This is a genomic window from Fibrobacter sp. UWB16 (assembly GCF_900215325.1).
Taxonomy (GTDB): domain Bacteria; phylum Fibrobacterota; class Fibrobacteria; order Fibrobacterales; family Fibrobacteraceae; genus Fibrobacter.
Genome location: NZ_OCMS01000001.1, coordinates 954552 through 975024, shown reverse-complemented (window position 1 = coordinate 975024; position 20473 = coordinate 954552). Strand labels below are relative to the sequence as shown.

The window sequence follows — 20473 nt, the reverse complement described above, 5'->3', positions numbered from 1 at the left end:
ATGAATGTATAAATGTTCGTCGAGAGAATAAAGCGTCGGCCACAACCTTAAAAGGCGAACGCAGCGGGGCTGCTTGCAGCCCCATTGCTGAGCCGTAAGGTTGGCGCTTGCGCCAGGATGGGATTAAGTATGGGGCCCCGCCCGCATGAAGCTCATTTTAAATTAAAAAGGCTTTGGGCGTAAGCCCATATCCCTTTTCACACCAGTAAATATTCCAATGTGGTATTAGGACTTTGGCGATTCTGCCTCGCTGGAATCGTGTTTCTATTTATATTAATTTGGTGCAAGTAGCGAGGTTTGATTATGGTACTCGACGAATTTTACAAGCTGAATAACGGGCAGCGAATCCCGAAAATTGCTTTGGGAACATGGCAAACCCCAAATGATGTGGCGGCAACTGCTGTTGCGACAGCTATTGATGCGGGCTATCGCCATATCGATACCGCAATCGCCTACGAAAACGAGGCGGGCGTGGGTGCGGGGCTTAAGGCGGCGTTAAAATCGACCGGAATCCACCGCGAAAGCATCTTTATCACCACGAAAATCCCTGCCGAAGTCAAGAATTACGCCGACACGGTGCGCTGTATTCAAGAATCGATGGACCGCTTGGATGCGTATCATATTGACATGATGCTAATACATGCCCCCCGTCCGTGGGCCGAAATGGGCGTTCCTGGCGGGAACTATTATTACCGTGAAAACGTAGATGTCTGGAAGGCTCTCGAAGAAGCTTACGAGGCTGGTAAAATTCGTGCGATTGGTGTCTCGAACTTTGATATCGACGACCTGAACAATTTGCTGGCGGGTGCACGTGTGGTGCCGGCGGTGAATCAGGTTCGCGTTCACATTGGACATGTGCCGACGGAACTCATTGACTTCTGCGAACAGGTCGGAATTTTGGTGGAAGCGTATTCGCCCAATGCGACGGGGCGCCTTTTGAAAGTGCCTGAAGTCTGTGCCATGGCGGAGAGGTACCATGTGTCGGTGCCGCAACTTGCAAGCCGGTTTGTGTTGCAACTTGGGCTTTTGCCAATCCCAAAATCCGTGCACGAAGAACGCATCCGGCAGAACGCCAAGCTTGATTTCGAAATCAATTCGAACGACATGGCCGCGCTTTTGGAAATTGATGGACTGTAACAAAAAGGTCCCGCTCTAATGAGCGGGATCTTTTTGTTATGAAGGTCTAATCAGACTTTTTTTTATCTCACATTGACTTTCTTGTAATTATGCCCGACCTTGACGATATATGTTCCTGATGTTGGAACTTTCACGCGAGTCTCGATGCTGTTCAACGAACCTGTTGAAAGTACCTGACCTTTCATGTCTATGAGCGCATATTGCCTGGTCGCATTTTGCTTGCTTGTGATGATTGCAATTTCAAGCGTTCCTGTTTTAGCAACGCGGAATTGGCTGAAATCAGAGCTTGTTCTGCGACTTGCAATAGCGTATGGATCAGGACTGATTATGGATTGTTCCAAAATCATGTTTGTCGCGATTTGCAATGTGCTTGTCGGATTGCGACGGTTGCAGTAGTAAATGTCGATGTCGTAAACATCGCCCAATTTTGCACTTGGCAAGAACTTGTCTACATCGACATAGCCGGGGGCCGAAATATGGACGCCGCCGACATCGACCGCTAATTTGTTGTTGATGTAAACCCAGATGTCGTCATTTCCGACAATGCTAAAGTTCAACCCTTTTCTGTATTTGAATGTGGCGTGCGATTCAAGGCAGAAGTGATGGTTGCGCCCAGCAGTAGTTAAGATTGCACTCTCGGCAGAATCATTGTGTAGCTCTATAGACATCCAGCGAGGAGTACCATATTGATCTTGCGGTAATACAGGAGTTTCTGTACCATCTTTGTAATGCAACCAATCAATCGGTGCGTCATAGGCGCAGGACCATCCCCAACCATCTTCAATCCAGGAAACTCCAATTTTTTCGGAGATTTCCGTGCCCAAAGGAGTCAGTGAATTGCCCATGCCAAATTCCCCGCCTTTTATGTAAATGCCTTCGCAATCAATGCCTTTGTCCCAACCGGGACCATTGCAAATAAGTTTGTATGCTGGAACTTTTTGTGTAGCGTCAATTGTGCGTAGACCATCGGGTGTTTTTGAATTTTTTGAGGGGTCAGAACAGTAGAATACGGGACCTTCGGCTCTGCGCTTGCTCTCGGCGGCTGGCAAGCGTTCGGACAACATCATGTCATCATCTGGCGGAACTTCAGCGGGATAGAAACCGCCAGGGACTTTGGCTCCTTTACTTTGTTGATAGTCTGAGTCGAATTCTAGCTTGCCGTAGTAGTTCTTATAGAATGGAATGGCAAAATAGTAGCTTTCATTTATGCCTGGAGTAGCAGTGAAGAGTGCGGCGAAGGCTTCGTCTGCTTGGTCTCCGAAGCATTTTTGGCCTTTGGCGGTCAACTTCAACTTTTTGGTTTTGGCATCAAGCGATGATTCGACCATGCCGGTGGTTACGCCGATGCATGGAACTACGGTGTCTGCAACTGATGTCGTTGAATATTTTGCGGTCGGATAATAGCAGGCGTTGTAGTTGGATTTGCCGGACCTTTCTCTTTCCATGGTCCACCCCGGTGCGCACGAAAATGCTCCGTGCAATGACGCATCGGAATCGTAAATCGTAGCGATTAACTCGCGCATGTTAGACCCTTCTGAAGTCGGATGCTTTATATACCATCCATCGTTGCCAGCCGGAAGTTTTGACGCTTCTTCCTTGTCTGCGACAAAATACAGAGCATTGCTGTAATCGGGTTCGCTTGAAAATAGTTCAAAAAAATCAACTAAAGGAATCGGAGTTGCTTTTGTTTCCCCATCGCCCTTCATGCCGATAGCTTCTTTCTTATCCTCGTCACCTTCGTGGTAGATGAGAACGCTGCTTGGAATTTCTTCGTCAATGTAGCGTCTGATGTACCATCCAAGGTAAGATGGATCTGGGTACATTTCGTGAGGCTTGCCGTTTTCTTCGATAATGGGGTTTCCGATAAGCCAGGATTGGTTGTTCGGAACAAAGACGTAAAAGTCGTGGATGACCGGTTCTTTGTACGTCATGTAGATTTGATTCTTTTTGCTCGGATCGGGATGCTCCTGGATCCAGACTTCGGCGTTGTCTTCTTTGAAGGTGGAGCAAGTGAAATACTCGTAAATCGTAGATTTGTAGATGCCTTCGGGGGATATGCAAGCGTGCTTATAGCAACTTCTGCCACTGTTATTGTTGATGAAAAACTTGGTGGCGTTTTTTGTGATGCTTTTGTCTGCAAGTGAAATCGTGGACCATCCGTTAGCATCTGCTTTAGGGAATGCGATAGCCGTATCACCTAAACTGATGAATGCGTTTATCCAGGTTGCAGGGACCTTTAGGTGTATGGTCGGCGAGCATGCTGTGCTATCTTCGCGAATCAAGTCTGCCCAAACGCTGGATGCGCCAAAAGTAATAGCAGTTGCTGCTAGAATCTTAAAGAGTTTCATTTGAGTTCTCCTCCTTTGGTAGAAGTTAAATAAAAAATACATAATAAAGTTTTTCGAATGAAATGAGCGTAATGATTTTCTTTCTTTTTCTTATGTTGTAGGAAATTTTGACGTATTATTGGTGTATCATGGTGGATGAATAAAAAAATCCCGTTCGTTTGAACGGGATTTCTTACTCGTGTCACCCCGGACTCCGGGGTCGCCAATGTATTTTACTTTAGTCGTTGATCATGTGTTCGTAGAACTTACGGTACATGTCCTTTTCTTCGGTCTTGCGGACGGCAATAGCGTCTTGCGGATGGCGGTTGAGCATACCCGTGATCATCTGCGGGATGATGTAACCCCATTCGTACTTGCTCTGCAACGGCAAGAAGAGTTCCTGGATGGCGTCGAGAACCGGGCGGAGGTCGTACTTCGGATTCTTGAGGAAGCCGAGGAGGAGTTCAGTGGTGCAGTTGCCTGCGCCGCGGCCCATGCCGGACACGGAGCCATCGAGGTAGTCGACGTGGTTGATGATGGCCTGGATCGTGTTGGAGAAAGCGAGCTGCTGGTTGTTGTGACCGTGGAAACCGAACTTCTTGTTTTTCACGATGCCTTTGTAGCGGGCGAGTTCCTTGTCGATGTCTTCCTGGTAGAAGGCGCCGAAGCTGTCGACGAGGTAAAGCACGTCGGCCTTGCATTCTTCGTTGACCTGGTGGAGGGCTTCGTCAAGTTCCGGACCGCGGTCGCGGCTCACAGCCATGATGTTGAGCGTCGTTTCGTAGCCCATGTCGTGGAAGGCGTTTACCATGCTGATACCCTTGTCGATGTTCTTGACGTAGCTTGCCACGCGGAACATCTGGTACGGGCTTTCGGAAGCGGGCTTCACGGCATCCATGTTGACGCGGCCCACGTCAGCCATCACGGCCATCTTCATCTTGGAATCGATGCCGTCCTTGACCTTCCAGAGCAAATCGTCATCGCAGAACTTCCACGGGCCGTATTCCTTCGGGTCGAAGAGTTCCGGGGAGTTCTTGTAACCCATTTCCATGTAGTCTACGCCGGCTGCTGTGAGAAGGGTGTACAATCTACGCACGAATTCAAGAGAAAAATCGTGCTTGTTGACGAGACCGCCATCGCGGATGGTGCAGTCGAGAACTTTAATTGTTTCGTAGTACATGTTTGTGTCTCAGGTTATTGGTTTAAAGTTGTTTGTGACGTCATTCTGAGCGATGGAATCGCGAAGAATCCAGTCGTTTTTCATTTACATCGCAAACATAGGTTTTGAATTTTGAATGGTCAATAAAAATTTTGAATGAAATGAAAAATATTTAATAATTAACGTAAAATTTGCGTTAAATTTTGATCAAATGAGCTTTGGACTTGTAATTTAAGGCTACAATGGTTTTGAAAAACATCCTTATCCTGATGCTGTTGCTATAAAACATGCCGAATAAATTGCGGTTTTTAGTCGCTCTGAACGGTTCCTCGAATGAACTGTAAATGGTTAATTTTGTTTTCTACGCTGGATATGCGTTAAATAAATGCGAAAACTTAACTAGGTTCTTCGTCCCTTCGGTCCTCAGAACGACGCGGCAATGATCTCCTTTTCGTATGAGGATTATTTTACTTTTCGAAAAATCGTCGTGAATCTATATTTAGCGCATGCATATATATGAGCTTTCCCCGATTTTGTCTGCCGCGGTTCTTTTGAGCGCGGGTGTTGCTTCTGCTGAAACCAAGTTTTTCTACAACCAGGTCGGTTATGATGTCGGTCAGCCGATTTCCGTGATCGTCAAGAGCGATAATCTTTCGGATGGTGCCGAATTTAGTGTGATGTCAGGCGAGACTGCGGTCAAGACAGGTAAGCTTTCGGCGGGTACGAATCCGGACAACTGGCTCAACAATGGCAAGTTTTATGTTGCTGATTTGACGGGCCTTACGGCAGGTAAGTACACGCTTCAGGTTTCTGAAAATGGTCAACCGCAGAAATCGGGCGAATTTACGGTGGGCGAAAACGCTTTGGCTGCAAATACGCTTGCGTCAGTGCTCAATTACTTCTATGATGATCGTGCAGATGACCCTACTGTTGAAGGCTGGGATAAGCAGATGCCGGTGTACAAGTCTGATAAAAAGCTCGATGTGCATGGCGGTTGGTACGATGCCAGCGGCGATGTCAGCAAATACTTGAGCCACCTTTCTTACGCGAACTACTTGAACCCGCAGCAGATTCCTTTGACGGTCTGGTCGCTTGCTTTTGCTTCGGAACGCATTCCGGCGTTGCTTGCATCGACTTCGACCAAGGCGAAAACGGCTGATGAAGCCGCTTACGGTGCGGACTTTTTGGTGCGCATGCTTGACGAACAGGGCTTTTTCTATATGACCGTGTTCGACAACTGGGGCTCGCTTATGGGCAAACGCGAAATTTGTGCGTTCTCCGGTTCCGATGGCATCAAGAGTACTGATTACCAGACGGCGTTCCGCGAAGGCGGTGGCATGGCAATAGCCGGTCTTGCAAGCGCAGCAAGGCTTCAGCTGAAGGGTGATTTTACGAGTGAACAGTATTTGGCTGCGGCTGAAAAAGCTTATAAGCATTTGTCCGAAAAACAGGGAATAGGCAAGTCTTGTGCTTACTGCGATGATGGCAAGGAAAACATTATCGACGATTATACGGCGCTCTTGGCGGCGACGGAACTTTATGCCGCTACAAAAAAACAGGAGTATCTGGAAGATGCTTATGACCGTGCCGAGCATTTATCTTCTCGTGTAAGTGAAGATGGCTATTTCTGGAGCGATGATGCAAAGACTCGTCCGTTCTGGCATGCAAGCGATGCGGGGCTTCCGTTGGTTGCCCTTGCTCGTTATAGTGAGGTTGTTGGCGCTATTGACGAAGATGCCGGCATAGAAGTTCATGGTCAGCCATTCCCTTATTGGGCTTGCGTTACTATGATTGGTGGTGGTTGCGTGAACGAATCTATCGTTAATGTTCGTAATGCCATTAAGTCTCATTTTGACTGGCTTGTTAAAATTACGAATAAGGTTGATAACCCGTTTGGTTATGCCCGCCAGACTTACAAGACTCAGGACAAAATAAAGGATGGATTCTTTATCCCGCACGATAACGAAAGTAATTATTGGTGGCAGGGTGAAGATGCTCGCCTTGCAAGTCTTTCTGCGGCGATAATGTACGCAAAACGCATTATTGACGGCGAATATAGGAATGTTACCACGAGTGATGTGCAAAAATATGCTACGGATCAGCTCGACTGGATTTTGGGCAAGAACCCGTATGCGACTTGCATGATGTATGGCAAGGGAACGAAGAACCCGAAAAAGTACGATGGTCAGTCTGAATATGATGCAACGCTTGAAGGCGGTATTGCAAACGGCATTACCGGCAAGAATCAGGATGGTTCAGGCATTGCTTGGACGGATGATGGTGTTGCTGCAGTGGGCTTTGATTCCTTGAAGGAATCTTGGCAGGTGTGGCGCTGGGATGAACAGTGGCTTCCGCATAGCACATGGTACTTGATGGCGCTTGTGGAACGCTATGATGAATTGACTAAGCCTGTGAAGTTCTCTGTTGGACTTTCGAAGTCTGTGGTTGCAGCGAAGTTCGGCATGTCGCTCGTAGACAACACGCTTTCGCTCCGTTTGCCGCGTTCTGTCGTGGGCAAGTCCATCAAGATTCTTGATGTGCAAGGCAATGTACAAATGCAAAAGACCGCTCAGAGCATGAATGAATCGCTCAACGTCAGCACACTCAAAACCGGACTTTACCTCGTGCAAATTCAAGGCTTTTCCGCCAAGAAGTTTGTTGTAAAGTAAGAATGCTTTGACGTCATCCTGAGTCCGTAAGGACGAAGGATCCAGTTAATTCTTGGTGAAGCAACTGATAATGTAACTGGATTCTTCGCTACGCTCAGAATGACGAAGCCCCGGATTTATCCCGGGGCTTTGTTGTCATGCCGGACTCCGTTCCGGCATCGCCTTTAGTTTTTAATTTGAAACTTTAAACTGTTTGGGAGCGGCGTAGGCCATCTGCACTAGGATGTCTTTGCCGGTTTCCATAAGCTTCTTGGACTGCTCGGCGAGCGTGTCGCTGTCGTTTTCCTTGATGACCTTGGTCAAATGCTCCATGGCGGCGTTCACATCGGACTTTGTCTGAATGCGGAGCTCGCCAATGTCAAAGTGCGCACGTCGCAAAAGTTTTGCGTCTGTTTCTTTTGCAATTCCCTTCTCGAACAGAGTAATGGCGGCCTCCGGGATTTTCTTCTGCTTGGCGATAGCGCCCCATTCGAGCCATTGCGTGCTCGGAATTTCTGCATAGCAGGCTGCAATTCGATTCACGGCATCCTTGACTTCCAGGAACTTGACCGGTTCTTCTTGCAACAGCGCTGTCAACCCGTATTGCAATAGACGAGCCGCATTCTCGTTTTCACCATTGTTTGCTGCTTCAAGACCCTTGTTAATCATATTGCGGGTGCGTTCGCTAGGTGATTCCGTTTCTTCGGGCCTTTGCTCGGTAACAACTTGTTTGGTGTTTCCTTCTGCGCGATGAGGCATGAAGTACCCTGCAAGCCCGCCTAAAGCAAAGAAGAACGGCGATTCCACAGCGACCGCATTGAATATTCCAGGATTCAGGAACCAGTCAATCGCCATGCTCCCGAAAAGAGCCAATTGCGATATCTTGCTCACGTAAGACGGAATGGCGTCTTTCTCCTTGTCGAAAACGTTTGCTCCAAGCAAGAAACAGACCATCAGGCTTACGCCCATGTAACGCTGCGAGGCGAACTGCCCAAAGAACGATGTGTCTACGAGTAAATCGACAAAGAAACCGCTAATAATTGCGATTACTACCGCGTAAACGTAAACAAAGAACGCGTGCCAACGCTTCTCAAGCTGCATCAGCGCGAACATGAAAAATACGACGAAGAAAATAAAGGACCATGCGCTCGGGAACAGCAAGCTACAAGTGAGCCAACTTTCGGTATTGCCTCGGCTAGGCTGGTATGCCCAACGGTAACGGATGAATTTGTCCGTATAATTGTAAATCCATTTTTTGAGTTCCGCCTCATATTGCTTGTCGGTCGGGTAGTTGCCATGCTCCTTGGCGTACTGTTCCTTGCCGCCCTGATTTTCCCACCAATCGAGGAATTCTCCCTTCATTTCCTCGATGCGGTCTTCGATGATTGGCGTTGGGTGCTCGACTTGGTAACGTTCCTTGTAGAGCTCGAATTCTTGCGCCTTTATGGTGTCGTTTGGCGTGAGTCCCACGTTTCTGAATTCCTGGGCGCGTTCTTCGTCCCACCACTTGCCGAAGGACTGGTGGATTTCCTTTTCCTGGCGGAATTTTTGGATGATGGGGTCAAAGCTGGTCTGGACGTTGAATACCCCGAGTGCTGCGATCGCTAAAAGCGTCACGTAATGATGGAATTTGAAAAACCGGAACGGTTTTAGGAGGATGCTCAATATTTTCTTCATACCAATGAATATAACTAAAAAGAGCGCTTTCCGTATTCGTTCAGCTGGTTCCACAGAAAATCGGTGTTTACATCCCGGAATCCCTGGGCATTTACCTCTTCGCGGAGCTTGTGGGCGAGGGCGAACAGGTTCGGGCTCTTTTTCATGCGTTCGTTGGCGTCAAACGTAGTCAGTGCATCGATCCAATCGTGAATTTCCGGGAAACGTTCATCGTTAAACACGTTTTCGCGGCCGTTCTCGATGTATTCCATGTAGCGCTTGGTAATCAGGCGGCCTTCTTCGGTGTAGATTTCCTTCGCCTTGGGGTAGAGCTTTACGCCGGTAAGGTATTCGTGCATCACGGCGCCGAAACTAAAGTAGTCTACCGCGGATGTAATGTTTTCGCTGGACTGGGCTAGTTCGGGGGCGCTGTAACTAGGTGAAAAGACTCCGCCGCCTTCGGTAACGGATTCGCGCATCTTGGCCTGTGCGTAGCCAAAGTCGCAAATCAGTATTTTATGGTTGTTCTTGTGCGCCGGATTCTGGCACAGGAGCAAGTTCTTGGGCTTGATGTCCTTATGCACAATTTGGTAGTAATGGAGCTGGCTGATGGTGTTTGCAAGGTAGGCGATTTGAGCCACGCGCTGCAAAAGTTCTTCGTCAGTGAGCTTTGGCTTGATGACTCTATCAAGCGAGCAACCCTTGATAAACTCTAGCTTGAGGTAGGGGTGGCGACCCGCAATACCTCCGCCAAAAGTCTGCACCACGCCTTCGATGTTTGTGGCGCGGACGAGGTTGTTGATGCGGATTTCGTCTTGGAACGCGCTTAGAAGCATGTTCAAACGGTGCAGGCGGTTCTTGCCTGGGGGAGCCCAGTACTTGCAGATTTTCACGACGATTTCTTTTTCGTCGTAGCGCTTTTCATCGCGCGGGTGCTGCATCCAGAGCTTGGCGCGGTAAAGTTGGTTTGTGCCTACGAGCGAAAGCGGCTCGATAAGCTCGATGCGTTCTGCATTGCCGTTGTGCTTAAAGTCAGGGTTGTGGTCGAACCACCGCTGGTATTCTTCCATGGTGTAGTTCGGTCGGAGCGCCAAATTGCGCGAGACCCTGTCCATCGTTTCTGCCAAATTGTTCCAGAACATGAAAAAAAATTAGCAAAAAAGGTGACCCCGGCACGGAGGCCGGGGTGACAGGGGCGACAAAAAAGATGCCCGCTTACTTCGACTGCGCTCAGCACAGGCTCCGGCGGGCATGACTTTGTTACTTCTTCTTTTCTTCGTCTTCGGCGTGGGAGCGCGCGAACGTGATCTTTTCTTCGCTCTGTTCTTCGAGCCTAGAGGTGATGAAGTCGTAAGCCTCGTCGACCGTGTCGCAGAACTTGAAGAGCTTGAGGTCTTCCGGATTGATCATGCCCGTTTCGGCGAAGAATTCCCAGTTTAGAGCCTTCTTCCAGAAGTTCGAATCGAAAATCACGACCGGCATCTGCTGCGCATACTTATCGGTCTGGATAAGCGTGAGCATTTCGAAGGCTTCGTCGAGCGTGCCGAATCCGCCTGGGAAAATCACGAGCGCACGAGCCATGCGCAAGAACCAGTATTTACGAACAAAGAAATAACGGAACTGCAAGTTCAGTTCGTCATCGATGTACGGATTGCAATGTTGTTCGAAAGGCAACTTGATGTTCAAACCGACAGAAGGCGTACCCACGTCAGATGCACCTCGGTTGCCGGCTTCCATAATGCCCGGACCACCGCCCGTCATGATGGCGTAGCCGTGGTGGCGCTTGTTAATCCACTTGCCGAGCTTGGCAGCGAGTTCACGAGCGGCATTGTAAGAATCGGCGACCTTGGAGAGCCTGTCGAGCTTTGCAAGTTCGACTTTGTTCTTGCAACCCTTGCGGCGTTTTTTGATTTCGTCGGGCGGAAGTGTGCGTGCCGAACCAAAGAACACGATAGAATTCTTGATGTCTTCTTGTGCAAAAACTTGTGCAGGCTGGAAAAATTCAGAAAGGAATCGAATGGGGCGTGCGGCATCGCTTTCCATGAATTCGGCGTTGTTGTATGCCATCTGCCCTGGAATCGTGCGTACTTTTTTCGGTGCCATAATGCGAACCTCTTAATTAAGTTTAAATTGATTCATTCTTGTCATTCCCGCGAAAGCGGGAATCTCCTATTTTCTTTTAAAAGGGAGATGCCCGAATAAATCGGGCATGACATTGTTGTATCTTATTGAATAATATACGATAAAATGGCTTTAGGGGCGAAAAAATAAGGTTTTTATCTTCTTACTTGGACTAACATTTATATATTAGTGGTATGCTAGTAAAAATGTGGACAGATAATTTTGTCATTACGGGCGAAATCGACACGTTGCGTGACGAACGCCTCACGGACTATATCCGTGAAAACAAGGACTTTATTGCGGTGACGCAGGTGCGCGTTTGCGACAGGAATGAAAAGGACTTGTTCCGTACGCACTTCCTTAACGTCAGCACCAGTCACATCGAGATTATTCTCCCGGCTGAATAGAACTTGTCATGCCTGCTAAATTGACCTTGCTTAATCGCTCGTCATCCTGAGCGTAGCGAAGGATCCAGTAAAGTCTTGTTTTGCAATACAGGATTTCACTGGATCCTTCCGCCTTTGGCGTCAGGATGACATCTACGGGGGTGTTGGTTACCATTCAATGGCAATCTTCGCGACGAGGAAGCGGCGGGAGACTTCATCGAGCTTGGCCGGGTCAATCTCAATGCCAAGCAGCCCTGCAAAAATGACAAACGGACTAGGGGTTGTCCCCTGGTTGTTACACTTGACGCGCACGACCATTGTGCCGTTCTGAATATCAATCCCTAAAATCTGCTCGTTCAAGTCCATCTGCTGACCGCGGTGGTTCGTGACAATAGGCAATTGCTTTTGTTCGAACTTTTGCATAAGGTCGGTGGGGATGCTTTCGGGCGTGTGGCGGTAGACCATCGCCTTCGGGAAATGCTTCGAGAGCTTTTCCTTCAAAGGCTCGATATCCACGATTTCCATGCCGCGCGGGAACGGAGCGCTGAGCTTTTCGATGATTGCTGGCTTACCTTCGGCGGAGAGGTCAAGCTTTTGCAGTAAATCAACGCTAATGACTTCGCAGTAAGTCTCAAGTCCGAGCGGGAGCGCGCCCATGTTCACAATGCGGGGCTTCGGGCTGAATCCCTCGCTGAACTTGATCGGGATGCCTGCGCAAATGAACGTGCGTTCAAAGAAACTGAGCATGTTGTGGTGCGGCAGGAATCGGCTGATGCCGGACTTCTTGAATGTAATCTTGTAGCTGTAGCTCACCTTCTGGCTCGGACGGCGTTCTGCCACGAGCTTCTTGATTTCTTCAGGGGTACGGCTCGGCGCCTTGTGGCGCACAGGGTCGTCGGCGAGGACTATTTCTTTGCCGAATCCCGGAATGCCGCATGCTTGGCAGTCGCCCCATTTGCAGTTTGGCACGGGTGCGGAATTTGGATCGAAAGCCTTTTCCCATTCGCGGCGCAAGTATTGCTTTGTCGTACCTGCGTGAATAAAGTCCCACGGGAAGACTTCGTCCTTATCGCGTTCGCGGTAGACCCAGCTTGTGTCATAGCCGCATTCTTGCCAGACTTCGAGCCACTTGTTAAAGTCAAAACGATAGCTGTCGCTTTCAAAGATGATGCCCTTCTTGTAGGCGGCGTAAATGACAGGACCGAGACTGCGGTCGCCACGGCTGTAGACTGCTTCCAAGAAACTTGTTTCCCAGGCCGCCCAGTTGATTTTCACGTTCGGGTGCTTGAAGAACTTTTCGCGCACATAGCGGATGTGCCCGAGTGCTGTTTCTTTGTCCATAAACGGAGCCCATTGCAGGCCCGTAAACGACTTCGGGATGAGAATGCCAATGCTCACTGCAATTTGAATGCCGCGGTTATACTTGCGTCCGATTTTCACGAGATTGAAGATGAGTTCGCAGAACGCCTGCATGTCATCCAGGTTCTCGGTCGGGAAACCAATCATCGTGTAAAGCTTAATCTTGTTGAACCCGCTAGAGAAAGCGTGTTCGGCAGCGTCGTACATGTCTTGGTCGCTGATGGTCTTGTTGATCATCTTGCGGATGCGTTCGGAACCTGTTTCTGGTGCGAACGTGGCGCTACGACCGCCCTTGAGCGCGGCTACCTTTTCGGCGAGACTTTGTCCAAAACTGTTGACGCGGATACTCGGAAGGCTTACGTCTACGTTGTCATAAAACGGGTCGTCAATGATGGAATCTGTGAGCGCTTCGACCGGCTTGTAGTCAGCGGTCGAAAGTGACAAAAGACCGAGTTCGCGTTCGCCAGTCGCCTGAATGCCTGCCTTTGCAATGTCCAGAACATCGTCCGGATTGAGCTCGCGGCACGGCCTGTACCAAATGCCCGCTTGGCAGAAACGGCAACCCTGCGCGCAACCACGCATTACTTCCACGCTAAAACGGTTGTGAACAAGCTGCATGTTTGCAATCAAGTTCTTGATGGGGTAGTCTTTCGGATCCAAAACCGGGATGAACTGGCGACGTACACCGTTCGTTTTTTCGTAAGAGCCCTTTGCGGGTTCTGCCGGGACAATAACGCCGTATTCGTTCTTGACGACATTCGTCAAGCTCGGTACGTAAACGCCATCGATTTTAGACAAATTTTCCAAAATCTGGGCGCGCTTGAGGCCCGCCTTGCGTCCTTCGCCAACGCAACGCACAAATTTGACAATCAGCTTTTCGCCATCGCCGATCATGAACGCGTCAAAGAAGTCTGCGACCGGTTCGGGGTTCCCCATCGAGGGGCCGCCCGAAACGACAATCGGGTCGCTCTCGGCGCGGTCCTTTTGCCATGCTGGAATCCCTGCAAGTTCAAGCACGTACGGCACGTTTGTAAAGTTGAGCTCGGTCTGGAGCGTAAGCCCCACGACTTCGTAATCCTTGACCGCCGTATAGCTTGCGTGCGTATAAAGCGGAATATCGTACTTCTTCATCTCGGCGGCCATGTCGTCCCACGGCGCAAAAGCCACTTCGCAAAGCAAATTCGGTTCGCGGTTCAGCACATGGTACAAAATTCTGAGCCCGTTGTTGCTCATGCCGATTTCGTAAGTGTCCGGGAACACAAACGCCATGCGCGCCAGCATTTTGCTATGGTCTTTGATGACGCTATTTGCTTCGCCACCCATGTAACGGGCGGGGGATTCAACTGCAGGGAGTGCAAGAGCGATTTTCTCAAGGATTGTCATACCCCCAAAAATAGATAATCTTGTTGCCTGCCCTGTAATATTTTAATATTATTTATGGTATGAATATCGTTAAATATATCTTTTGGTTGGTCGCCTTTTTGATGGGCGTCATTGCTGCATATGTCGTCCCCGAAGAAACCATGTCCATCGGGGCGAAGTTCATATTTGTCGGAGCTTGGGGCGCAGTACTCGGCTTCGTTTTTTATACCGTCTGCAGCAGGCAGATTGAAGCCATCGAAAACGATTTTAACGAGGTGCTGAACAAGCCGCAGCCCAAGGACACGCAGTTCGTGTCGGTCCGCCTCCAAGAAGAAAAGAAGAACCCGCTTCCGCCGGGTGCTATCCCCGCCGCCGAAGCCCTCAAACAGCAACCCGTGCCTGCTTCCATCAAGAAGCTCGATGCCGCCGCCCTCAAGGTCGGGTTCCCGCTCGAAGCCTGGAACGGCTTTAAGGTGGGGATTCTCCGCAACCGTCCGTTTACCGAAGTCATCGACGCCATGCAAAAGCTTTTGCCGGAACTCTTCCCCGAAGCTTCTGGCGTGCTTTATATGTACGGCGGCGTGCAGACTGAACTCTCTCAGATTTTCCGCTTTGGTCCGAACGTCATCAGTGACGAAACCGTGCTCCCAGCCGAATGCGCAAGCTTCAATACCGGCGACATCGTTGTGACCGACTATAGCTCGCCTGAAGTCTCTAGCGGTTGTACGCACTTGCACCACCGCCCGAAGGGCATCGCCATTTGCGCCCCGATCGAAGGCCTTGAAGAACACTTCGGCATTCTGACACTCCAGGTCGATAAGCTTCCGGAAACCGAAACCAAGGAATACTGGCAGGCTAAGGTGAGTATTGTCGCTGCCGCGTTTGGACTTTACGTGGCGAACCAGGACCTCAGCATGCGCTTTGAACAGCACAGCATCCGCGACGTGCTGACCGGTCTTTTTAACAAACGTTATATGGAAGAATCGCTCAGCCGCGAAATCACTGCTGCTGTGCGCCACAAGTCGCCCATTGGCATTGTGATGCTTTACCCCGATGCAATCCCTGCCGTGCAGAACGCTCAAGGTCGCCACGCTGTGGAACAGCTCTTCTGGGAACTTGGACAGCGCTTGCCGAGCTACATCCGTGGCGAAGACATCCCGTGCCGCTACTCCGACGACGTGTTCTGCGTGATTATGCCGGGTGCCGACCTCCAGATTACCAGGAACCGTGCCGAACGTATTCGCAATGAAATCTCGCAGCTCCAGATTGCCTACGGTGAAGGAATCCTCGCGACCACGCTCAGCATGGGCGTTGCCGTGATGCCGACCCACGCAAACGATGCAGGCTCGCTCATCTACACCGCAGAAGCCTCCCTCCAGATGGCTATGCAGGCCGGTGGCAACCGCGTCGTCGTCGCAAATTCTGTGATGAAGTAATCGCTTTCACGTCGTTCTGACGCCGCCTATTACGTCATGCGTTATATCGTCGTTCTGACACTGTTTATTACGTCATCCTGAGCGCAGCGAAGGATCCAGTTAATTCTAGAAAAGCCTCCTTCGGGAGGCCTTTTTTATATGTATATCTGTGCTAAAATGGAAGTGGACTTCCTGTTTTGCATGAAAAAGCTCTTGAATGTAAATATTCGTAAATGAATGGACTGCAAAACGATGTGATGGTCATCACACCTCCGAATAATATATTCCAAATTGGAATATAAAAAACAGATGAAAATCCCTTTTTCGTAAAAAATTATCTATATATAGTTCATCGGAAAGTTTGGTTAATATTTGCGAAATTTTGCGAAAAACGGCACTTTTAAGTTGGAATATACTGAGTCATGACAAAAACGTGACAAAAGTTTGACAAAAGTATTGCTTTTCGGAAAAAAAGTGGATATATTACTGAATGTAAACGAGCAATAACGCTCAAAACAAGAATGTGTCACAAAAACAAGGAGAACACACTATGAAGAAGCAAGGTTTTACCCTTATTGAATTGATGGTCGTGATTGTTATCATGGGCATCCTCGCCGCCGTCGCAGTTCCGAAACTCTTCGGTATGATTGCAAAGTCCAAGGCCTCTGAAGTCGGTCCGGCAGCTGGAACCTACGTGAAGTTGCAGGATGCTTATGCAGCTGAAACTGGTGCCGCTGGTGCATGGTCGGAAATCGGCTATATCGCTCCGGGTACAAAGGCTTCTGACGGAAAGTCTTCTAAGACAACGGTTTTTCAGTATAGTGACCAATTCGCACCAAAAGATAATACCAAACACACAACGATGGTTGGTGAGTTGAGTACTACGGAGGTTGGTGAAGCCGGTTGGGCTGCTGAAGCATTAACTGCACTCAATGATTGTGCTGTGAAAAGCGAATGGACTGTCAAATTGGCAAAGGGCGATGCCTCTGCAAGTGGCTCGATGGTTAAGTACGTTGCTAAAAATCCGACCGGAACCGGTTGTGCTTCTTTGACGGCAAACTTCGAAAACATCGGCAAGTAGTTTTTAAACAGATTTGCTGAAAATAATGAATCCTTCCCAAGGGGAAGGATTTTTTTCAGCTCTGTGAAGTAGCTTCTGTTTTAATCTTATTTTCTCTAAGTAAATTTTTTATGCATTGTTTTTTTTCTTCAAATGTTTATCTTTAGAAACTGAAAAAATTTTCAATTTTACCATTGGGGAGCTTATGAAAAGGCAAGGGTTTACTCTTATTGAATTGCTGACTGTGATCGTCATCATGGGCATCCTTTCTGCTGTAGCAGTTCCCAAGATGTTTGGTATGATTGCAAAATCCAAAGCTGCTGAAATTGGACCAGCTGCAAGAACTTACGAAAAATTGCAAGACTCTTATATAGGTGAGACTCATCAACTTGGATCATGGACGATTATTGGGTATATAGGACCAGGCTCTATCGTTGCTACAGATTCTACCAAAAGCACAAACTTTTGCTATGGCGGAGGAACTTTGAAAGGTGGGGGGGCTTCAGTGACCTTTAGAGGAAATTCAGGAACTGCAACTGTGGGGTGGATTGCCTCAAGTTTGACTGCATTGAATGATGTTGCCGCCGGTTCTTCTTGGACAATCGCTGTTGGCACGGATAATTCAGGTATAATCCGCTATACAGCGACAATGCCACCAAATGCAGAACCTTTAACACCCAATTTTAAGCAACTAAGCCGATAACTAAAAAACGTGATTTCGTTACATTCACGTAAAATTGCACAAAGCATACATCTCTGACAACAACCCAGATTGGTGGTTGGAATATAGGAGCATATAAAGTGTAAATGTAGAGTTAGATTGTAAATCGAAATGCTTATAATTTTGACTAGGGATGTCTTTTTTGTATATTTCTCTATATGGATAAGCAAATAACATGGACTGTCGCTGCAATTAGTGAATTTGCGAAAGCAAAAGCGCTTTCGGTAAAGCAAGCTTTTAATTATCTGCACCTTTTTAAAGGAATGGATTTCTTAGAAGCTCACTATGGAGCTGAACATTTGCTTTCTTTTGACGATACCATTGAAGATTTGACTGCAATCTGTCAAAAAAACGGAGGGCAGATTCAATGATTTTGTACCATGGTTCCAATTGCGATATTGAAAAAATCGACTTAGCCATGTGTAAGCCGTTTAAAGATTTTGGACAGTCTTTTTATCTAACAACAATATTAGTGCAAGCTCGTGAAATGTCGCAAAAAGTTGCCGATAGATTTGGGGGTAAGCCTGTAGTAAACGCCTTCGAGTTTGACGATTCCGATTTATCTTCCTTAAAAATTAAAAATTTCGGACAACCAGATCGGGAATGGGCTGAATTTGTGATGGCGAATAGAAGTCGTAATCAAAAGCATCCCGCAGAAGAGTTTGATTTAATTATTGGTCCTGTGGCAAATGATGATATCGCTACACTATTCAGAACATTTGCGATTAATGTGATTTCAATAGACGAATTGGTGAATGGTTTAAAATCTCGTAGACTGAACAACCAATACGCTTTTAGGACACCGAAGGCGATATCCTTTTTGCAAAAGAGACCTAGTGTATGACTTTAAAACAGGAATTTCTCGTTGAAGGCATAGTCAGCGATATGGCTAAATGGCTGATGGAAGAACGCAATCTTTCACTGCAGGCGGCGTTAAGTCTCATCTATAATTCAAAAACTTTTGAGCTGTTACAAAATCCGACAACAGGACTTTGCACGGAAAGTTCAGCCTACAATTACGATTTGCTTGATTCTGAATTAAAGAATGGGAAAATAGTACAGACGGAAATTTAATCTTCCCGTTCGGGAATATTTTGATTTTTATCGACAATCGAGACGTTGATTTTCCCGTTCGGGAATATTATATTTAGAGCATGGAAATCCAATCGCTCAAAGATATTTCATCGCAGATTAGGGCACGCCGGAAAAGTCTGGGTTTTACTCAGGCTGAATGTGCCGCATTTTGCGGGGTTGGCATCCGTTTTCTTTCTGAACTTGAGAACGGAAAAGAGTCCATACACTTGGGTAAAACGCTTCAAGTGTTGAAAATGCTAGGCTTGAATTTGCAGTTGTTTGAAAATGGAACTAAGTGATGAGAATTCTAAAATTCCCACTTTGAATCAAAGCCGAGAATTCGTTCGCATTGGACGTTCTTTATCATGTTCTTTTGCGAAAGGCGTTTTTCAGTGAATTTGTCGTCACATGGCACTGATAGCGGAGTTTCGCGGATTTCTTCGACGCATTTTTTGATTTCAGGCGTGAGTATTGCACGAGCCGGGGCAACGTAATCGCAGCCAATTACAGGGCTTCGCTTCGACAAGTATTCGTCAAAGTCTGGCATTGATCCGTCGCCTCTTACGCCGAAATCAAAGCCGTCTTCGGCGAGAGGGACAAAAGCCATGTTGAAATCAAAGCACGGATTCAGCTCGGTGCGTTCAAAAGTCTCGTTGTTGACCAAAAAGCCGAAATTTCCAAAATGACGGTCGGAATTCAGCGTTATGCAGTCAGCCACTACCATGCGACGGAATTCGTCTTCGCAATTGAATTCGCGGTAAATTTCAAGTAACTTCGGAAGCGTCAACCGCACTTTGTAAAACAGTGCTATCGGTCGATAACCAAATTCCTGACTCGTAAAGATTTTACAATCCGATACAACTCGACCATCGTATTTTCTCAGGTCATATTTTACAGAACAGCAGATTTTTTCAAAGACCTGGCTTGCAAGGACGTCGCCATAGGGCTCAAGTCCTGCATTTCTTGCTCCAGAGCTACCCGTTTTTATAAGATGGATCCCATCTTTCTCATTCAACCAGCATTTGTCGTAAGCACCGTCAGTCGTGAGTTCGGGGTATTTCGTTGATTTTTGAAATTTAACTACATCATGCCCATAAATTACAAATTTAGAAATATCCTCATCAAAGTGATTTTCGTACAGATTGACATCTTTCCAAGAAATATTTTCCCGTTCGCTTTTTACCCAAAGTGTGTCGGTCAAGGAGAGACAATGCGTTAAAGCAATAAAACCGCTCTTTGTTTTTCCACCGCATAATTCCAGTATTTTATTCACGTGGCTACGATGTTTGGCAGCACTTCTGTTTGCAACCCATGTAGAAAGCGGATCACATCAGAACGGTAAAGGTGCATTCGTTTTTACGATTTTGCAAAATTCAAGTTCACCTTCACCTTCGATGATAAAGTCGCAAAGAGGAACATCCTTATTTATAAGAGTGTAGGTTAAATTTTGTACATCCATATATGAGATATAGAATCTTTCGGAAAAGAAGTCAATACAGCTTAATTTTTCAAACGAGAATTTCTGTTTTCACCTTATCAAAATAGCCTATAATTACGACAAACCCAACATCAATTATGATATAACAAAAGCCCTCCCGAATGGGAGGACTTTTGAAGTTTTCGTTCAGTCAGACGATTAGTCGTGACCGATATTTTCGAAATTAGCAGTCAAAGTCTTGCAATTTGCATTGCTAGTGCTGTTGCCGTTATCCGTGATGGATGCAGTGTAGCTAACCGAAGCACCGTTACCAGCCTGATTCATTACAATTTTCCAGTAACTCTGAATCGTGCAATCGTTCAAAGCGGTCTTAGCAGTAGCTCTCCAACCTTCCTGATTGGCAGCCATTGAACCAACCATTGTTGTTCCAGAAGTTCCAGTACCTGTGAACGCATTGGTATAATCAAAGACTGAAGTAGAGTAACTTTCGGAGCTACCACCTTGCTTGGAACCCGGAGCAATATAACCAATCATCTGCCATGTACCAATAGCACCGGTTTCAGATGCATGTGCATCCTGCAACTTCACGTAGGTTGCGGTCATTTTTGAG

The 20473-nt window shown here is 47.5% G+C and carries 19 protein-coding genes; 10 read left to right on the top strand and 9 right to left on the bottom strand.

All coding sequences use genetic code 11. From position 1 onward, the window contains the following. Window positions 1–303 precede the first annotated feature (303 nt). Window positions 304–1137: an aldo/keto reductase gene (locus CRN95_RS04055; RefSeq protein WP_088630582.1), complete on the top strand. Its 834-nt coding sequence runs from the start codon at window positions 304–306 to the stop codon at window positions 1135–1137. Window positions 1138–1199: 62 nt separating this feature from the next. Here CRN95_RS04055 and CRN95_RS04050 read toward each other — a convergent pair whose 3' ends face one another. Beyond that, the gene (locus tag CRN95_RS04050; RefSeq protein WP_235002861.1) at window positions 1200–3485 is read right to left on the bottom strand and encodes a fibro-slime domain-containing protein; all 2286 of its coding nucleotides are present in this window, start codon (window positions 3483–3485) and stop codon (window positions 1200–1202) included. 217 nt (window positions 3486–3702) lie between these two features. After that, window positions 3703–4644, bottom strand: a complete 942-nt coding sequence (locus CRN95_RS04045) for an aldolase catalytic domain-containing protein (RefSeq protein ID WP_014546686.1) — start codon at window positions 4642–4644, stop codon at window positions 3703–3705. A 485-nt stretch (window positions 4645–5129) separates the two neighbouring features. On the opposite strand from CRN95_RS04045, the gene CRN95_RS04040 reads away from it, so the two are divergent. After that, a complete protein-coding gene (locus CRN95_RS04040) occupies window positions 5130–7292 on the top strand; it encodes a glycoside hydrolase family 9 protein (RefSeq protein WP_097020142.1) in 2163 nt (720 codons plus the stop codon). 171 nt (window positions 7293–7463) lie between these two features. Here CRN95_RS04040 and CRN95_RS04035 read toward each other — a convergent pair whose 3' ends face one another. The 3 genes from CRN95_RS04035 to CRN95_RS04025 all read right to left on the bottom strand — a co-directional run bounded on the left by CRN95_RS04035 (window position 7464) and on the right by CRN95_RS04025 (window position 11030). After that, window positions 7464–8948: a hypothetical protein gene (locus CRN95_RS04035; RefSeq protein WP_097020141.1), complete on the bottom strand. Its 1485-nt coding sequence runs from the start codon at window positions 8946–8948 to the stop codon at window positions 7464–7466. A 14-nt stretch (window positions 8949–8962) separates the two neighbouring features. Continuing rightward, complete coding sequence (locus CRN95_RS04030) at window positions 8963–10069, bottom strand: protein kinase (RefSeq protein WP_097020140.1); 1107 nt, start codon at window positions 10067–10069, stop codon at window positions 8963–8965. Window positions 10070–10187: 118 nt separating this feature from the next. Next, window positions 10188–11030: a TIGR00730 family Rossman fold protein gene (locus CRN95_RS04025; protein WP_097020139.1), complete on the bottom strand. Its 843-nt coding sequence runs from the start codon at window positions 11028–11030 to the stop codon at window positions 10188–10190. Between the two features lie 212 nt (window positions 11031–11242). On the opposite strand from CRN95_RS04025, the gene CRN95_RS04020 reads away from it, so the two are divergent. Further along, a complete protein-coding gene (locus CRN95_RS04020; protein ID WP_015732184.1) occupies window positions 11243–11455 on the top strand; it encodes a hypothetical protein in 213 nt (70 codons plus the stop codon). On the opposite strand, the gene CRN95_RS14755 is transcribed toward CRN95_RS04020, so the two are convergent. Further along, complete coding sequence (locus CRN95_RS14755; protein ID WP_159462268.1) at window positions 11436–11609, bottom strand: hypothetical protein; 174 nt, start codon at window positions 11607–11609, stop codon at window positions 11436–11438. The two genes, CRN95_RS04020 and CRN95_RS14755, sit on opposite strands and share 20 nt — an antisense overlap. Further along, window positions 11603–14176, bottom strand: a complete 2574-nt coding sequence (locus CRN95_RS04015) for a TIGR03960 family B12-binding radical SAM protein (protein ID WP_097020138.1) — start codon at window positions 14174–14176, stop codon at window positions 11603–11605. Before CRN95_RS04015 ends, CRN95_RS14755 begins: the two co-directional genes overlap by 7 nt. 59 nt (window positions 14177–14235) lie before the next feature. Between CRN95_RS04015 and CRN95_RS04010 the strand changes: the two genes are divergently transcribed. The 7 genes from CRN95_RS04010 (at window position 14236) to CRN95_RS03980 (ending at window position 18724) form a co-directional block, all read left to right on the top strand. Beyond that, the gene (locus CRN95_RS04010; protein ID WP_088630589.1) at window positions 14236–15591 is read left to right on the top strand and encodes a GGDEF domain-containing protein; all 1356 of its coding nucleotides are present in this window, start codon (window positions 14236–14238) and stop codon (window positions 15589–15591) included. Between the two features lie 529 nt (window positions 15592–16120). After that, the gene (locus CRN95_RS15105; protein ID WP_097020137.1) at window positions 16121–16651 is read left to right on the top strand and encodes a prepilin-type N-terminal cleavage/methylation domain-containing protein; all 531 of its coding nucleotides are present in this window, start codon (window positions 16121–16123) and stop codon (window positions 16649–16651) included. A 115-nt stretch (window positions 16652–16766) separates the two neighbouring features. Beyond that, a complete protein-coding gene (locus CRN95_RS04000; RefSeq protein ID WP_200816176.1) occupies window positions 16767–17333 on the top strand; it encodes a type II secretion system protein in 567 nt (188 codons plus the stop codon). A 176-nt stretch (window positions 17334–17509) separates the two neighbouring features. Then, window positions 17510–17722: a DUF3791 domain-containing protein gene (locus tag CRN95_RS03995; protein ID WP_088630595.1), complete on the top strand. Its 213-nt coding sequence runs from the start codon at window positions 17510–17512 to the stop codon at window positions 17720–17722. After that, window positions 17719–18195, top strand: a complete 477-nt coding sequence (locus CRN95_RS03990; protein WP_088630594.1) for a DUF3990 domain-containing protein — start codon at window positions 17719–17721, stop codon at window positions 18193–18195. Before CRN95_RS03995 ends, CRN95_RS03990 begins: the two co-directional genes overlap by 4 nt. Continuing rightward, window positions 18192–18425 carry a hypothetical protein gene (locus CRN95_RS03985; protein WP_088630593.1) on the top strand — a complete coding sequence of 78 codons (234 nt, stop codon included), beginning with the start codon at window positions 18192–18194 and terminating at the stop codon, window positions 18423–18425. The genes CRN95_RS03990 and CRN95_RS03985 overlap by 4 nt, the downstream gene beginning before the upstream one ends. A gap of 80 nt (window positions 18426–18505) precedes the next feature. Further along, window positions 18506–18724, top strand: a complete 219-nt coding sequence (locus tag CRN95_RS03980) for a helix-turn-helix transcriptional regulator (RefSeq protein ID WP_088630592.1) — start codon at window positions 18506–18508, stop codon at window positions 18722–18724. A gap of 8 nt (window positions 18725–18732) precedes the next feature. Here the strand turns inward: CRN95_RS03980 and CRN95_RS03975 are convergent, their stop codons facing one another. Together CRN95_RS03975 and CRN95_RS03970 are read right to left on the bottom strand one after the other, a co-directional pair. Continuing rightward, entirely contained in the window at window positions 18733–19698 is a 966-nt protein-coding gene (locus CRN95_RS03975) for a hypothetical protein (RefSeq protein ID WP_145993956.1), read from the bottom strand. A 363-nt stretch (window positions 19699–20061) separates the two neighbouring features. Beyond that, on the bottom strand, window positions 20062–20466 hold the full coding sequence (locus tag CRN95_RS03970) for a hypothetical protein (protein ID WP_097020136.1): 405 nt from the start codon (window positions 20464–20466) through the stop codon (window positions 20062–20064). Between the last annotated feature and the right edge of the window lie 7 nt (window positions 20467–20473).

What these genes read in the sequence shown, in the direction of transcription:
- CRN95_RS04050 (WP_235002861.1), bottom strand. Translation starts at nt 3,485, where the DNA reads ATGAAACTCTTTAAGATTCTAGCAGCAACTGCTATTACTTTTGGCGCA.
- CRN95_RS04010 (WP_088630589.1), top strand. Translation starts at nt 14,236, where the DNA reads ATGAATATCGTTAAATATATCTTTTGGTTGGTCGCCTTTTTGATGGGC.
- CRN95_RS03980 (WP_088630592.1), top strand. Translation starts at nt 18,506, where the DNA reads ATGGAAATCCAATCGCTCAAAGATATTTCATCGCAGATTAGGGCACGC.
- CRN95_RS04055 (WP_088630582.1), top strand. Translation starts at nt 304, where the DNA reads ATGGTACTCGACGAATTTTACAAGCTGAATAACGGGCAGCGAATCCCG.
- CRN95_RS04040 (WP_097020142.1), top strand. Translation starts at nt 5,130, where the DNA reads ATGCATATATATGAGCTTTCCCCGATTTTGTCTGCCGCGGTTCTTTTG.
- CRN95_RS03985 (WP_088630593.1), top strand. Translation starts at nt 18,192, where the DNA reads ATGACTTTAAAACAGGAATTTCTCGTTGAAGGCATAGTCAGCGATATG.
- CRN95_RS04035 (WP_097020141.1), bottom strand. Translation starts at nt 8,948, where the DNA reads ATGAAGAAAATATTGAGCATCCTCCTAAAACCGTTCCGGTTTTTCAAA.
- CRN95_RS04045 (WP_014546686.1), bottom strand. Translation starts at nt 4,644, where the DNA reads ATGTACTACGAAACAATTAAAGTTCTCGACTGCACCATCCGCGATGGC.
- CRN95_RS04030 (WP_097020140.1), bottom strand. Translation starts at nt 10,069, where the DNA reads ATGTTCTGGAACAATTTGGCAGAAACGATGGACAGGGTCTCGCGCAAT.
- CRN95_RS14755 (WP_159462268.1), bottom strand. Translation starts at nt 11,609, where the DNA reads ATGGTAACCAACACCCCCGTAGATGTCATCCTGACGCCAAAGGCGGAA.
- CRN95_RS03990 (WP_088630594.1), top strand. Translation starts at nt 17,719, where the DNA reads ATGATTTTGTACCATGGTTCCAATTGCGATATTGAAAAAATCGACTTA.
- CRN95_RS03995 (WP_088630595.1), top strand. Translation starts at nt 17,510, where the DNA reads ATGGATAAGCAAATAACATGGACTGTCGCTGCAATTAGTGAATTTGCG.
- CRN95_RS04015 (WP_097020138.1), bottom strand. Translation starts at nt 14,176, where the DNA reads ATGACAATCCTTGAGAAAATCGCTCTTGCACTCCCTGCAGTTGAATCC.
- CRN95_RS04020 (WP_015732184.1), top strand. Translation starts at nt 11,243, where the DNA reads ATGCTAGTAAAAATGTGGACAGATAATTTTGTCATTACGGGCGAAATC.
- CRN95_RS15105 (WP_097020137.1), top strand. Translation starts at nt 16,121, where the DNA reads ATGAAGAAGCAAGGTTTTACCCTTATTGAATTGATGGTCGTGATTGTT.
- CRN95_RS03970 (WP_097020136.1), bottom strand. Translation starts at nt 20,466, where the DNA reads ATGACCGCAACCTACGTGAAGTTGCAGGATGCACATGCATCTGAAACC.
- CRN95_RS04025 (WP_097020139.1), bottom strand. Translation starts at nt 11,030, where the DNA reads ATGGCACCGAAAAAAGTACGCACGATTCCAGGGCAGATGGCATACAAC.